The sequence below is a fragment of the Gracilimonas tropica DSM 19535 genome, from assembly GCF_000375425.1.
Classification (GTDB): domain Bacteria; phylum Bacteroidota; class Rhodothermia; order Balneolales; family Balneolaceae; genus Gracilimonas; species Gracilimonas tropica.
In genome coordinates this window covers 86,840-102,524 of the sequence record NZ_AQXG01000004.1, presented here as the reverse complement: position 1 = coordinate 102,524, position 15,685 = coordinate 86,840, and the positions used below count along the sequence as shown (strand labels likewise).

Below are 15,685 nucleotides of genomic sequence, written 5' to 3'. Positions count from 1 at the left end.
AGAAGATTCGATGACCTAAAACCCAAATCTTTTTCGTATTGTATTCTGTAAAGTATAAATACTACATATTCGGGTAGTGATTAAGCACTGATTATTCAATTTCTTTACAACAACTATTTTAAATCAAACCAGGTACAAATGAAAAGGTTTCTACTATCTTTCCTGCTTGTCATGTTTACTATCATTGCAAGCCAAGCTCAAACGAACGTTTCAGATACACTCACAACTTCTACAACATGGACACTTGCAAATAGTCCATATCAGGTAACGGGTACAGTTACAGTTGCTTCCGGGGTCACACTAACCATAGAGCCTGGGGTGGAAGTACAATTTAACTCAGGAACTTCATTATTGGTGAATGGAGCTTTAGTGGCAGATGGTACAGAGACTGATGAGATTCTATTCACATCGAGTGCCTCAATCAAAAGTCCGGGTGATTGGAATACCATACGGTTCAATAATAACTCAAATGTAGGATCTGTCATTGACCATGTAATTCTGGAATATGGAGGAGCAGGTACAGGCGGAGCACTTATCTCATACACTACCGGGGCTTATGCTGTGGATATTACGAATAGTGTTTTTCAGTACAGTAATTTGCATGGTATTGATCTGAGAGCTTCAAGTCCTGATATTTTTAAATCTACATTTCGGGATAACGGCGGATACGGAATCTTTTCAGATCTGTCTTTGAGTTATACCGTTGATTCTTCTATGGTATATCGGAATACACAAGGAGGTATTCGGGTACCTATTAATGCTTCTCCTACCATTACAGCATCAACCATTGATACAAACGGGGTTGGTATTTTCATGGATAATGGATCTACAGCAGAAGTGAAATTCAATAGCATTCGTGGTAATAATATCGGGGTTCGGGTAATTGAAGCCGGTTCAAACTCACCGCTTATTGAGGATAACTCAATTGAAGGGAATACTACTTGGGGACTGATCAATGAAGGAGCTTCAGGTGTAAAAGCAGAATATAATTATTGGGGAGCTCGCTCCGGTCCGAGTAATCTAACCAACCCAGCTGGTATCGGGGATGATGTTAGCAACAATGTAGATTTTGACCCCTGGTTATCGGGTACAGCAAACTTACCCACCAAGGAGCTTACTTTGAACTTTGCCGGTAACGACACGTTATATGCGGACACGGTATATGTGGTAGCAAATAATATTTCATTGGCTACTAATGATACTCTTTACATTGAACCCGGTACAAATATCAAGTTTCAATCCGGTCGATATTTGACGATTAACGGAACTATGTATGCTGATGGTAAGCAAGATAGCGTAATCGCCTTTACCTCTATCACGGATGATGTGTATGGGGGAGATACCAATGGAGATGGACGAAACAGTATGCCTTCTCCGGGCGAATGGAACTATTTGAGTCTTACCAATTCTGGAACTTCATCAGTATTGAATTACGTGAATGTTCGGTACGCAGGTTCAGGTGGAACGGCTGTAAATATTGAAAGTCCGAGTGTTCAACTAAAAAATATGTTTGTTGACAATAACTCAAGAACAGGGGTTCGAATTACTGCTGTACCTGAGGTTTTTCAGAATATAGTATCTAATGCGAACGGTAACCATGGATTTGAAGTATCAACTTCTGTAGATATCAAAAATGTAGTTGCCCAGAGAAATCAGGATCATGGTCTTTTTGTAAATGTTGGAAGTGGATCAAGTTTTACCGTTAGTATTGATAGCTCAGAGTTTAGTTACAACAGCAGATCCGGGGTGTATATTGATAATTACAGTAATGCCACAGCTGTTGTAGACAGCGTTACAAATTCGACGATGTCACACAACGGAGATTACGGTTTTGATATGACGAGTGGAAATAATAGCAGCCTCTACTTTGCCAATAATACTATCGAGAGCAACAACTTGTCGGGTGCTCATATTTACACTCCTAATGCTTCTACTGAAGAGGTAGAGATTGTCAATAACTCATTCCTGAATAACAAAGAAACAGGATTGAGAACTACTCAAGCACGGATGTATGGCAATAATTTTGAGGGGAATGAATTTGGTTTAGGCATTTGGGGCCCCGTCAATTTTAACTTTACCAACCTTACCGGAACAGACGATAATACCTTTGCAAACAATGATTACCAGAATGCTTTGGAATTATTAGGTCGTGGGCTCAAAGGAACGTTGAGTGCTGAATTACCTGCCGGTATTGCCAGCGGCTCGTACATGTATCAAAATCAAACATCTTACAATGTAGAGGAAGGGGATACTTTAACGATTGAGCCCGGTACGGTTATCAAAATGCTGAACAATCAAAGATTATGGGTAAGAGGCTTATTGATAGCTGATGCTACAGAGGCAGACCCAATCACATTCACCAGTTACAGAGACGATACGATCAACGGTAACAATAACCCGGTAACAGATACAACTTCTGCAGATAAAGGAGATTATTCTAGTGCCATAGTTTTGGATGACAACACTAATTCTGATACAGAACAGTCATTACTGGATCATGTAATTGTTAAGTACGCCAGAACCGGAATTGAAATTTATGGTTTTATAACATATACCAACGACTTTACCAATCTTACAATCCAGAATAGTTCAAATCATGGCATAGTAATTCATGATGCTACGCTAACCATCGATAATGCGCTCATCGAGAATAATGATGATTGGGGAATATATGCTCGTAGTTATCAAACCAGTTTACCAACGGGAGAATTGACGGTTCGCAATTCAATTATTCGTAACAATGGAGACCAGGGTATAGAAACATTCCGGGGCCCTTCAAGCAGTTACATTCATTATGCTTTGAAGGAATTATCAAATTCTACCATTACCGGTAATAATACCGGAGTGAAATTAAACTATCCTGCAAGCGCAGTTTCTATCTTAGGTAATACTATTTCCAATAATAATGAATTTGGATTATGGATATTCCACCGGGATATGGACCGGGAAGATATCTCAATAGCCGGAAATACCTTTGCAGACAATGGTCAGGCAGGGGTGCGCTCATCAGCCGCCAAGTTTATTGATAATACCTTTGATGGCAACGAATTTGGAATTTCACAGCACGGTAAATTAGGATATCGTTATGTGGATGATATTGGTAATGATGGAAATATTTTTACCAATAACACCTATAATAATGCCATTGAGCTATATCAGGAATATTTGAAAGACACGCTTTCTGCCAACTTTCCGGATCAGATCACCTCAGGGGTGTATATGCTTAGTACAGGAAGCAGGGCAATAGATAACGGAGATACGTTGAATATTGACCCCGGAGTTATCATAAAAGGAGGGCATGATGGCCGTTCTACATTCCACGTATACAATGGTATTTTGAAATCTTTAGGTACTAATAGTAACCCCGTAGTATTCACCAGTTACAGAGATGATAATTTTGGCGGTAAAACATCCGCAGTGGGAGATACCGTTTCTCCAAAGCCTTATGACTGGAATCAGATTTATTTTGATCATAGCTCGGGCGAAAACACCAAATACAGTGATCTTTCCAACATGATCATCAAATATGGTGGAGATAATATTTACTATAATGGTGGAGAAGAAAGTATTGTGCCTACCTGGAACAATCTACATTCTTCAAATGCTTATAGTTATGCCCTATCATTCTACAATACCGAAGTAACCATTGACAGTTCTTCTTTCACGAACTCACGAAATGGTATTGAAGTAAGAAACTATAGCGGTTCGGCCAGTACGTCACTGACTTTAAGAAATTCGGTGGTATCAAATAATCAAGATTATGGCATTCGGACGAATCGGGGGCCATCCAGTTCCTATAAATTTGGTTTCTTGCGTGAGGTCAGTAATACTGAGATTAGCAATAACGGAAGAGAAGGAATTTATGCGGTCAACGCACCGGCACCAATGACTTTTCAGTTCAATGACATATCAAACAATGGTTTGCACGGTTTATTTGCCACCGTTACAGAGGAAGCAACCTCAGATACCGTTTTGACCATTGCCGGAAACCGCATCACGAATAATGCAGGCACGGGAATTCTCAGTTCAAGAGCCAACATTGTAAGTGATACCCTGGAAGGAAATGAGTATCCGATTGGTGTAACGGGAATCATAAGCAAACCAAATACCATAAACGATCAGGGTAATTTCTATCAGGATAATGTCATTCAAGACAATAAAATTGATAGTGTTATCAATCTTAGAGGTACTATTCAAGGGGTTTTAGGAGGAACTAAGCCGGCTGGATACACCAATAATATTATCGTAGTTAATGAAGGAATCAGGGTAAATTCAGGAGATTCCTTGGTTGTTAGCCCGGGAACTATCGTCAAGTTCAATGGTCGTCACAGCATTGATAATGAAGGTACCTTCTTATCTATGGGTGAAGTTGATAATAAAATCGTCTTTACCAGTTTTAAGGATGATACCTACGGAGGAAATACCAACCGGGATACTACAGGAGTGGTGCCAGAGCCATCCGATTGGTACCGGATTTACTTTAATGGACAGTCTACAGATAGCAGTATTGTAAAAAATACCATTGTTAGATACAGTCAGTATGGTTTGAATTTTAATAACTCTGATGCATTGGTAGATTCTTCTGCAATTTCTTATGCCTATTCGTATGGTCTTTCATTTGATGGAAGCTCAAGTGGGACGGTTAGAAGTTCAGATATCCATAACAATAATTATGGTGTAAACATAGGAAGGTATTCTTCAGGAAGCCCGGTATTTCACTTGAACAACTTCTACGATAACGAAAATGGAGCTATGAATAAGTTCAATTCAAATACCATTATGGCCGAGAATAACTATTGGGGAGATCCTACAGGACCCTTGGTAGATAAAGGTTCAGACCAAAACTTAAATGGACAGGGTGATTACATAAATGTAAACGAAGGAGCCGTTGACTACCGGCCATTCTTAACGGGTCGAAACGGGATTCTTCTTGGAGACGTCACCGAAAACGGAACCATCTCAGCTTTTGATGCTTCATCGGTACTTCAGCAAATTGTGGGATCTATATCATTAAGTGGAAACGCACTGGCTGCTGCGGATGTGACAGGAAATGGGGATGTGTCAGCCATGGATGCGTCTTATATCCTGCAGTTCGTAGTTGGCAATATTTCCGGCTTCCCGGGACAAGGCAAACGAGCTTCTTATGACATGACCGAAGCCATTGCTCTTTCTTATGAAGTTGAGGATGATCATGTTCTGATGAATATTGAGAATAAAGAAGACATCAACATTCTTTCCAATGAATTTGATGTAGTTCTGCCCGGCCATAATGTGAAATCAGTAGAATTAGCAGGGTCAGACTTTGCGGATGTATTCAGCATGGATTATAGAATCGATGGAGATACGATCAGGGTCGCACTTGCTGCAAACAAAGTGATCACTAAATCTGGCGTATTAGCTTCACTCAGCTTTAACTTCGAGGAGGAGGGAAGCAATGAAGGGACTCGTAACATGAGTTTCAACAAATTTATGATCAACGAAACGGATATTACTGAGTTTGTAAATCAGACCTACACTTCTAACGAAGAGCTTCTTGGTGATATCCCTGTTGAATTTGATCTGAAACAAAATTATCCAAATCCATTTAACCCAAGCACTAATATTGCTTACGATCTACCTGTAGCCGGACAAGTGAAGATTCAGGTCTTCAATATTCTCGGACAATTGGTGCAAACCGTGGTAGATACCAAGCAAAAAGCAGGTCGATATAAGGTATCCTGGGATGCCAGTCAGTTTAGCAGTGGCACCTATTTGTTACGAATAGACTTTAATGGAGATCAAAATAAGAATTACTCACAGATACGAAAAATGCTGCTGATCAAGTAAACAGGCATGAATTGTATCTATAAAAAGGAGTAATTATGAGATCTTTAAAGCATAAAATGGATAAGTTGAAATGGGCGGGAATACTCCTGCTCATGATTCTGCCTACATTTACTTATGGGCAGGTCAGTCTGTCATTGCCTGACACCACACTTAGATCCGGCGAAACAATAGATGTGCCAATTTATGTCTCAAATTTGCAGAGCTCTGACGGGGTTATTGCAGGAGAATTTGAGTTCAGTTTTAATGAAAGTTATTTCGACATCGTAGGCATTAATAAGTCAGGAACGATGTTGTCATCGGTTGGTAACGTGGTTTATTTTGAAGGAACTGATCGTTTGGCTTTTGCATCTTCAGATACCGTAACTGCTTCTGGTGACAGTGTGTTGGTCTACTTACAGGTTAAGGCATTTTCAGAGGTAGATTACTTTAGAAGCAGCAATCTGGAATTTATTTCAGCACAGCTCAATGAAGGTTCTCCGGCCGTGACTACAGAAAATGGATCTTTGCGAACATTAGGTGTACGAATCTATCCGAAAAGTAATATCCAAATTACTGAAGGAGATACCTTACAGTTCGAGTTGCAAGAAGATGCAACTGACCCCATAACCTGGACGATCACGGATTCGAATATTGCACAAATTGATGCGAACGGGCAATTTGTAGCAAATACAACCGGAACGGTTCAGGTTAAAGCAGTAGATGCAATCGGTCTTAGGGACTCAACAGCTTTTTTTACAATTTTACCTAATGCATTTACGGATCTCTCTTTGAGTATCCCCGATACTTCTATCACCCAAACATTAACCCTGGATCTACCGGTCAGATCATCAGACCTGACTGGCTTGGCTGTAACATCTTTAGAATTGGATATCAGTTTCAGTGATAGTTACTTGTCATTAAAGGAAGTCTTAACAACACCTCGAACAAGCATTTGGGGTAATCCTACCGTAAACATTGATAATAACAGGGTTCAAATAGCGGCAGCAGGAACAGATAGTCTTTCAGGTACAGGTGATTTATATATTTTAAGGTTTGAAGTCACGAATGAGCGAACCGGAAATTCAAGTGTAAGTTTTAATTCAGGCTTGTTAAATGAAAATTTACAGGCAGATCTTGAAAATTCCACCGTCACGGTAAACAGCGCTCCGGATATACCTATAGCTCCACAAGATACTGCCGTAAGTATAGGAAACACTCTTCAATTTAGTGTTACCGGTGGAAATGGCACGGCCCCATACTCATGGGAAACTTCCGATGCATCTATAGCCAGTATTGATGGTACGGGCTTGTTAACAGGCGTTTCAAGAGGCGATGTGGTTATCAATGCGCGGGATGATCAGAACTTCCCATCGGATCAAATTAATGTGCGTGTAAACGATTTCGATGCATACCTGGATTCTCTTGAATTGACCTATCCCGATACAGCAACGATTGGCCTTTATACCAATGAACTTTCTTCCTACTCTATCTTCGCTTTCGAAAGTGAAGTTTCATTTGATACTTCAAAGTTTAGCTTTGTTGGCTTAGACCTTAGTGGAACCCAATCTGAAGCGGCAGGATTAAGTGTACAGAGCAGAGATTCGGCCGATTTTATTAGAATTGCCGGAGCAGGTACAACTGCGCTTTCAGGTACTCAGCCTGTAATCAAATTGATGTTTGCACCCAAGAATTCGGTTTTGGATGGCGAGCAGATTCCTGTTAATCTGAAAGAACTCTCTTTCAATGAACCTTCACCGTCGGTCCCTACCACAACTCCAATCCCAGGTCTAATTACCATAAGCAGGGTAAATCCTCCCGTTGCTCCTTCATTAGTGTCGCCCGGCAATAATACCACTGATGTGGATACAGCTCTTACTTTGACATGGGATGCAGTTTCAGAGGCTAATTCTTATCGGGTGCAAATTTCTACCGATCAGAATTTTGGTACTACAACTATCGATACCATGGTATCTGCTAACAGTTTTGAAGCAGATTCCCTGGATTTCTCAACCCAATATTATTGGAGAGTAGCAGGTATCAATGATGGTGGACAGGGCACATGGTCGTCAATTCAAAATTTCACCACTTTTTCTGGCTTGCCTGGAGATGTGAGTCTCGTGAATCCGGCTAATAATGCAACAGGTCTGGATACACTGGTTACATTTTCATGGAACAGCGCAGATCTTGCGGGAGAATATCAGTTACAGGTTTCCTCAACCTCAGATTTCTCAACTACTCAGATTGATAGTGTACTTTCAGATACCAGTTTAGCATTGAGCTTTGACTATGGCACACAATACTTCTGGCGGGTTAAAGCTATTAACGGTCAGGGCTCTTCCTTGAATTGGTCAACGGAAAGAAGCTTTACTACCATTGTTAGACCGCCCACAGCACCAATAGTGTTAAGTCCGGCAGATGGAACTGCCAATGCAGATACTGTACTTCAATTAAAATGGACCAGCAGTACAAACGCAGATTCTTTCAGAGTTGAGGTTTCTACAGATTCGCTTTTCAATACTATTGATATAAATGAGTCTTTAACAGATACTTTACTTTCAATAAATGGTCTTTCGTATGAAACGGCTTATTTTTGGAGAGTTCTGGCAAAAAACGAAGGTGGTGAAAGTTCATACAGTGCTGTTGCTAAATTCACAACAAGGAAACGCCCGGTAGGTGCTCCTGATTTGCTGACTCCTCTTAACAATGCCACTGGTTTAGATACTGCCCTCACATTAACATGGGAGAATGTTGAAAATGTAGAAGGTTATGAATACAGAGTTTCTTCAGAATCAAGCTTTGGAACGGTAGTTGTACAAGATACAAGTTTAGACACCTCTGCAGATTTATCAGGATTAGACTACTCAAGCACTTATTTTTGGCAAGTTAGAACCATTGGATCGACGAGTTCAGATACATCAAGTTGGTCGGTAAGCTATATTTTTACGACCAAGCAGCCCATACCTGAAAAACCGATCTTAGTTAGTCCTGCCAATAATGCAACGAATGTTGACACCCTGGTCAATCTAATTTGGAATAATATTGCCTATGCAGATTCTTTTCAGGTTGAATTATCAACAGCCTCTGATTTTACTTCTATTGTTATGAGTTCAACTTTGGCAGATACTATGTACCAGGTAAATGAATTGAATTATGATAGCCAGTATTATTGGCGGGTACGGGCAAAAAATGAAACCGGGATAGGTGATTGGAGTGCAGTTTCAGGTTTTACAACCATCAGTGAAATGAACCAAAGACCGGAAGTGATCTCGAGCCTGGGAAGCTTGACGCTTTCTGAGGATTTTGGAAAAGTAACCGTTGCCAAGTTAAGTAATGTCTTTTCAGATCCTGAGGGAGGTACATTAAGCTACCAAATTACCGTTTCTGAGGGGTCCTTGATCCAAGCATCTATCGGAACAGATACTTTGTATTTGTCTTCTGTAAAAGATCAATTTGGTACAGGATCAGTTGTGGTTGAAGCGTTGGATACTGAAGGCCTTCAGGTTTCTAATACTCTTACGGTTGAGGTGACCCCCGTTAACGACCTTCCCAAAATAACGGGCCTTCCGAAAAGTATATCATTCAAAAATGATGAGACCTTTTCACTAAGTCTGGATACTTCCATAACCGATATTGAGGATACTTTACCGGATTTGGATGTCCAGCTCTCGGTAACACCGGATGATATCGTTGTGGCACTCAATCCGGATGAATTTTCAGTGTCGATCTCAGCTCCCGGCTTTGAGGGAGAAGGTACTCTAACCATCACGGTTTCGGATTCAGAAGGAGGGTCTGTACAGGCTTCCATTACGATTGATGTTCAGACATCTGTAGCCAATGAAGCTGATGAATTACCGGTGGAATTCAGTTTGAGCCAGAATTATCCAAATCCATTCAATCCTTCTACAAATATAAGCTATGCAATACCGAAAGCGGCTGAGGTGAAATTGCTGATATTCGATATGTTAGGCAGGAACGTAGCTTCACTTGTCAATGAACGCAAGGCACCCGGACGTTACACGGTTCGGTTTGATGCAGGTAATCTCTCATCAGGAACCTATATCTATCGTATAGAGGCCGGTAGTTTCGTTCAAACGAAGAAATTGATGCTCATTAAATAGATCCCTGCCTCAAGGATAAATTTTCAAGCCGACTCAATTACAGAGTCGGCTTTTTTTATATCAATCCTTCCCTGAAATCCTTAATTTCGAGCCGAAATAAATTCAGCCCAAAAAATGGATATAGAAGAAAAGCTAAAGCAAGTTAAATCAAGGTTCGAAGAAGTGAATGCAGCAATGAGCGATCCGGCTGTGTTCGATGATCCTCAAAAATATACTGAGCTAACTAAAGAGCGAAGTGATCTGGAGGAGCTTGTGCAAGATTACGATACCTGGATGGATCTCAAAAATCGTCAAGAGGGGAATAATGAGCTGATCGAAATGAATGAGGATGCTGAGATCACCGAAATGGCACGTGAGGAAAATAAGGAGATCAAGCAGCAATTGGCTAAACTCGAGGAAGAGATCAAAATGAAGCTCATTCCTAAAGATCCTGAGGATTCCAAGAATGCGATTGTTGAGATTCGTGCCGGAACCGGTGGGGATGAAGCCGCCATATTTGCCGGCGACCTGTTTGATATGTATCGACGTTATGCCGATAAGCAAGGCTGGAAAATGAGTTTGATGAACATCGCAGAATCAGACAAAGGCGGCTATAAAGAAATTGTTTTTCAACTGGAAGGCGAGGCGGTGTTTGGGAAGATGAAATTTGAAAGCGGAGTCCATCGTGTGCAACGGGTTCCCGAGACGGAAAGCCAGGGGCGTGTTCATACCTCAGCTGCAACGGTAGCCGTACTTCCGGAAGTGGAAGAGGTGGATATTGACATCAATCCATCTGACATTCGTGTGGATACATTCAGGGCGAGTGGAGCAGGAGGGCAACACGTTAACAAAACGGATTCAGCGATTCGCCTGACCCATGAACCGACCGGGATTGTAGTGGAATGTCAGGAAGAGCGGTCTCAGCATCAGAACAAAGAAAAAGCTATGACCATGCTTCGTGCAAAGATGTATGATATGGAGTTGGAGAAGAAACAGAAAGAGAGAGCTGCCGAGCGTAAAAGTCAGGTTTCAACGGGAGATCGCTCTGCGAAAATACGCACCTATAACTTTCCTCAAGGCCGGTTTACCGATCATAGAATAAATCTAACCCTCTATGACCTGGATAATATTATGAAGGGCGGAATTGATGAAGCCATAGAAGCTCTTCGGGTACAGGAGAACCTGGAAAAACTGAACGCTATCGCAGAAGATTAACGCGATATCTGAGGCATAAAAAAACCGGGATGCATTAACATCCCGGCTTAAAAATGTGTCTTAGATTTTTGTTAACCGTTCACTGTTACCTTAGGTGCCGCTGACAGTAATTCTTCGCTTGCTTCATCTTCAAATTGCTTGAAGTTTTCAATGAACATTTCGGCGAGCTTCTTAGCTTTCGCATCATAAGCATCTTTATCCTTCCAGGTGTTTCTTGGGATCAAGACCTCACTTGGAACATCCTCGATAGAAGTTGGAATCTGGACGCCAAAGATGGGATCCGTACTGTATTCAACATTCTCAAGGTTTCCCGCCAATGCTTCACTGAGCATTTTTCGGGTATGAGCCAGTTTCATGCGGTGGCCTTCACCATAAGCTCCACCCGTCCATCCGGTATTAACCAGCCAAACATTTGCATTATGTTTACGGATTTTTTTTGCCAGTAACTCTGCATAAACTGTAGGATGTAGTGGCATAAAAGGAGCTCCAAAACAAGCTGAGAAGGTGGCTTGAGGTTCCGTTACTCCTCGCTCAGTGCCCGCCACTTTTGCCGTGTACCCACTAATGAAATGGTACATAGCCTGATCGGGAGATAGCTTGGAAATAGGAGGCAGCACGCCAAAAGCATCACAGGTCAAAAAGATAATGTTCTCTGGATGTCCGCCTTTACCGGAAGCACTTGCATTGGGGATAAATTCAAGCGGATAGGAACAGCGTGTATTTTGCGTAAGGCTTACATCGTCAAAATCCGGTTCTCGATTCTCATCCAATACTACATTCTCAAGAATAGTACCCGGCATCTGGGTGGTAGCATAGATCAACGGTTCATTCTCTCGGGAAAGATTTATGGTCTTGGCGTAGCAGCCTCCTTCAAAATTAAAGACTCCTTCATCGCTCCAGCCATGCTCATCATCACCAATCAGAGTTTTTTCCGGATCAGCAGATAATGTGGTTTTTCCGGTTCCCGACAATCCAAAGAAGACAGCCGTTTTTCCATTTTCATCATGATTGGCTGAGCAGTGCATGGCCATTACCCCTTTCTTGGGTAACAGGTAGTTCATGACTGAGAAGATGCCTTTTTTAACTTCTCCGGAATACAAAGTTCCACCAATAAGGATGATCTTTTTCTCAAAATTACACAATATGAAAGTACTGGTGCGGGTGCCATCTTTTTCAGGATCCGCTTTCAGGTGAGGAGCCGCTAACACTGTGAACTCGGGCTCATGATCTTCCAGTTCCTCTCTCGAAGGATTGATAAACATGTTGTGTGAGAACAGTCCGTGGTAAGCCGCCTCACTTACCACCCGAACGTTAAGCCTGTTGGCTTCATCGGCTCCGCAGAAAAGATCCTTCACAAACAGATCTTTGTCTTTCAAATAGTTGACGGTTTTTTCAAAAAGGTTTTCAAAAACATCCTCTGAAATGGGCTGGTTAATATCTCCCCAGTCAATTTCCTCACGTATAGATGACTGCTCAACGATGAATTTATCTTTTGGGGAGCGCCCGGTGTATTGTCCTGTTAACACACGAAGTGCATGATCTTTGGTTAGGATAGCTTCGTTCCTGAGAATAGCTTGCTCATATAATTCAGCCGGAGATAGGTTCCAGAATACATTTTCATTTGATTCTAAACCGAGATAATCGAGCCCGATTTTACTCTTTGGTTTGGACTTGTAATCTACACTCATATCATTTTTGTGATTGAAATTTTTAAGAGTATAGAAGGTAAGGATTTGAAAATTGAATTTTAACCGCCGAAAGACGAAATAAGCTAAATCTAAACCATTTATGATTTTTCATGGAAGCGCTTTTTTAACTAATGTGTGCAGAAACTTTCGCCTTAATATTCATATTATTTTTACTCTTGATTTGAATTATTAAAGTAAAAGATGCCTCTTCAGCTTAAAATATTACCGCTAAAAATGAGAGACCACGGAAAACCTGAGTTTCAAATTGAAGCCACCTTATTTTTTTAATACAGCCCCAAATAAATCACTTCCTAATTAAGTAAAAACTCAGAAAGTGAATCGGCTTGATGAGTCATGCCCAGGTCACGATATACATCAACCAAAACGCTGATGTTATCCTGAAGCTGAGGGTGCTTATTTTCAAAATTTGTGCGACGAATAGTTAGTGCCCTTTCAAGTAAATCTGAGGCTCTCTCAAGCTCATTTTCAGCGATGGCTACTTCAGCCATATTTTGAAGTGCTGATGCAATCTCAGGGTGTCCCGGCGAGTAATGGTGCTGAAAGATTTGGAAGGCTTTTGTATAGATGGAATCCGCTTTACGGTAATCCCCCTTGTAAAAAAACATTCTTGCATAGTTTGTAAGATAATTGCCATATCGGGGGTGATCGGTGCCAACGGATTTTTTAGAGACTTCAAGTGCCCGTTCACTTAACATTTTAGCGGAATCAAACTTTCCCTCGTAAGTATAAATACTGGAGAGATTTGCAGAAATTGTTGCAATCTCAGGATGAGTGGGCCCATATAGGTCGTGGGCCATATTTAAGGCCTTTTTGTATGATGACTTCGCTACTTCTTTATTTTCCAGGATATTATTCAAAACAGCGATGTTTGAAAGATTAGCAATAATACCCGGATGCGGCCCGTCAGTATTGGCTTGTACCATATCTAAAGATTGGTTCTGGTATTTCAGTGCTTGCTCATAGTTTCCCATATAGCGATTTACCGAGGCCAGGATGTAGATCGTTTCAGCAATATTGATATTATCCGAACCATAAATTTGTTGCTCGATCTTTAAGGCTTCTTCCAGGCATTTCAACGCCCCCTCATAATCGGATCTCAATCGCAAAACATATGCAAGGTTTTTAAGCGCTTTTGGATATTCCGGCACCTGTCGGCGGCTCAAAGACCGGAATGTGGATACAGATTTTTCGAGATAGGTTTGTGAAGAATCAAGCTTTCCCAGATCCCTGTAGATAATACCCGCTACATTATAGGTATGGGCAAGATCCGTATTCTGAATGTGTTCAGATTCAAGGATCCCAATGGCTTTGGTCAATAGCGGTTTTGCTTTATGTGGTTCACCAACCGAATTATATGCATGGCCAATAACTTGCTGCATTTTTGCTTTGATATCCGGGGACTTATTTATGGACTCGATTTCGAGTACACTTTTATCTAAGATTTGGCGAACGGTAACGGTATCTCCCTGTGAGTTTTCGGGATAGTTCTCTTCCAGTAAACCGATCACAAAAGAAGTAATCTCCTGCGATTTTTCAGCTTCGATCTGTGCTTGATTGCGTTCTTCTTTGATCTGACGGGTATAAAAGAATGTGAGTCCTACAATTATGACCAAGGCCGCAAAAGCCAGGGACGAGCCGCCCTTATGGCGTTTAAGGAATTTAGTGCCCCGATAGCTTAGGGTGTCAGGTCGGGCAGAAACCGGGAAATCTTGCAGGTATTTCTTTAGGTCACTGATAAAATCATTGGCACTGCGATACCGTTCTTCCGGTTCTTTTTGAATGGCTTTAAGAATGATGGCATCCAAATCGCCTGACAGCATTCGCTTCTGTTTTGGATTTATCACTTTTTTGGAAGGGGCGGGGATCACATCATTAAGTATAGCTGACCTGATGGTTTCTTTGGAGCGATCTTCAAAATCGATAGCATTTACTTCCGTAAGCAGCTTATATAAAACCAATCCCAATGCATAAATATCGGTTGCAGTAGTGATATTGAGGTCCTGAACCTGTTCAGGTGCGGCATATCTTGGGGTTAGAGCTGATCCACTGTACTCAGAAGCCGATGCAGAATCCCCCTTATTTTGCAGAAGCTTGGATATTCCGAAATCGAGAATCTTAACATTCCCGTCCTCATTGATCAGGATATTATCCGGTTTAAGGTCGCTGTGGATAATAAGATTTTCATGCGCATTTCGAACCGCTTCTAAAACCTGTATGAATAGTTCAATTTTCTCTGAAGCCGGGCAGGCTTTTTGTTGACAATAGTCAGTAATGGGGATTCCATTCACATATTCCATAATGATGTATGGAATATTGTCTTCGGTGACTCCGCCATCAAAAAGCTGTGCAATTCCCGGATGGTTGAGTGAGGCCAAGATCCTTTTCTCTTGTTTAAAGCGGTCGAGATTTTCCCGGGTAGCTTTTTCGCTGTCAATGAGTTTGATGGCTACCTGATGCTTAAAGTCTCCTTCGGTCCGTTCAGCCAGGTAAACGGCTCCCATCCCTCCCTGACCTATCTTTTCCTTTACTTCATAGGAACCAATTCTCTTTCCGATCAGAGGTTTGTTACCGGAATAATGTTCAAGATCCTCGGAAATTTCATCAAAAAAATCTTGTTTAAATTGAGTTGGATCATCCAGCCATCCTTCCGATTCTTTGATGGATGAAAGTATGAGTTCCACCTCTTCTTTCAATTCAGGATTGTGCTTGCAAGCCTCATGTACAAATGACGTTCGTTGTTCCTCCGGAAGATCGAGTGCTTCATCTAAAATACGTTCAACTTGATCCCAATCGAGATTGCCCATGATTAAAATGTCCTTTTATTTGTGAATGTATCCCGTGCCAATAGTATTACGTATT

5 protein-coding genes are annotated in these 15,685 nt (G+C 41.3%); 3 read left to right on the top strand and 2 right to left on the bottom strand.

All coding sequences use genetic code 11. From position 1 onward, the window contains the following. Nucleotides 1-138 precede the first annotated feature (138 nt). The 3 genes from B151_RS18305 to prfA all read left to right on the top strand — a co-directional run bounded on the left by B151_RS18305 (nucleotide 139) and on the right by prfA (nucleotide 11,117). Nucleotides 139-5,826, top strand: coding sequence for a right-handed parallel beta-helix repeat-containing protein (locus B151_RS18305; RefSeq protein WP_083909891.1), 5,688 nt, complete (start codon nucleotides 139-141; stop codon nucleotides 5,824-5,826). Between the two features lie 35 nt (nucleotides 5,827-5,861). Then, on the top strand, nucleotides 5,862-9,923 hold the full coding sequence (locus B151_RS19515) for a fibronectin type III domain-containing protein (RefSeq protein WP_083909890.1): 4,062 nt from the start codon (nucleotides 5,862-5,864) through the stop codon (nucleotides 9,921-9,923). A gap of 114 nt (nucleotides 9,924-10,037) precedes the next feature. Beyond that, nucleotides 10,038-11,117 carry a peptide chain release factor 1 gene (gene prfA, locus B151_RS0108710; RefSeq protein ID WP_020403241.1) on the top strand — a complete coding sequence of 360 codons (1,080 nt, stop codon included), beginning with the start codon at nucleotides 10,038-10,040 and terminating at the stop codon, nucleotides 11,115-11,117. A 71-nt stretch (nucleotides 11,118-11,188) separates the two neighbouring features. Here the strand turns inward: prfA and B151_RS0108705 are convergent, their stop codons facing one another. Together B151_RS0108705 and B151_RS0108700 are read right to left on the bottom strand one after the other, a co-directional pair. Beyond that, nucleotides 11,189-12,805, bottom strand: a complete 1,617-nt coding sequence (locus B151_RS0108705; RefSeq protein WP_020403240.1) for a phosphoenolpyruvate carboxykinase — start codon at nucleotides 12,803-12,805, stop codon at nucleotides 11,189-11,191. A gap of 311 nt (nucleotides 12,806-13,116) precedes the next feature. Next, nucleotides 13,117-15,630 carry a serine/threonine-protein kinase gene (locus B151_RS0108700; protein WP_020403239.1) on the bottom strand — a complete coding sequence of 838 codons (2,514 nt, stop codon included), beginning with the start codon at nucleotides 15,628-15,630 and terminating at the stop codon, nucleotides 13,117-13,119. Nucleotides 15,631-15,685 lie beyond the last annotated feature (55 nt).

Excerpts from the sequence above, each read along its gene's own strand:
- B151_RS18305 (WP_083909891.1), top strand. The coding sequence starts at position 139 with ATGAAAAGGTTTCTACTATCTTTCCTGCTTGTCATGTTTACTATCATT.
- B151_RS19515 (WP_083909890.1), top strand. The coding sequence starts at position 5,862 with ATGAGATCTTTAAAGCATAAAATGGATAAGTTGAAATGGGCGGGAATA.
- prfA (WP_020403241.1), top strand. The coding sequence starts at position 10,038 with ATGGATATAGAAGAAAAGCTAAAGCAAGTTAAATCAAGGTTCGAAGAA.
- B151_RS0108705 (WP_020403240.1), bottom strand. The coding sequence starts at position 12,805 with ATGAGTGTAGATTACAAGTCCAAACCAAAGAGTAAAATCGGGCTCGAT.
- B151_RS0108700 (WP_020403239.1), bottom strand. The coding sequence starts at position 15,630 with ATGGGCAATCTCGATTGGGATCAAGTTGAACGTATTTTAGATGAAGCA.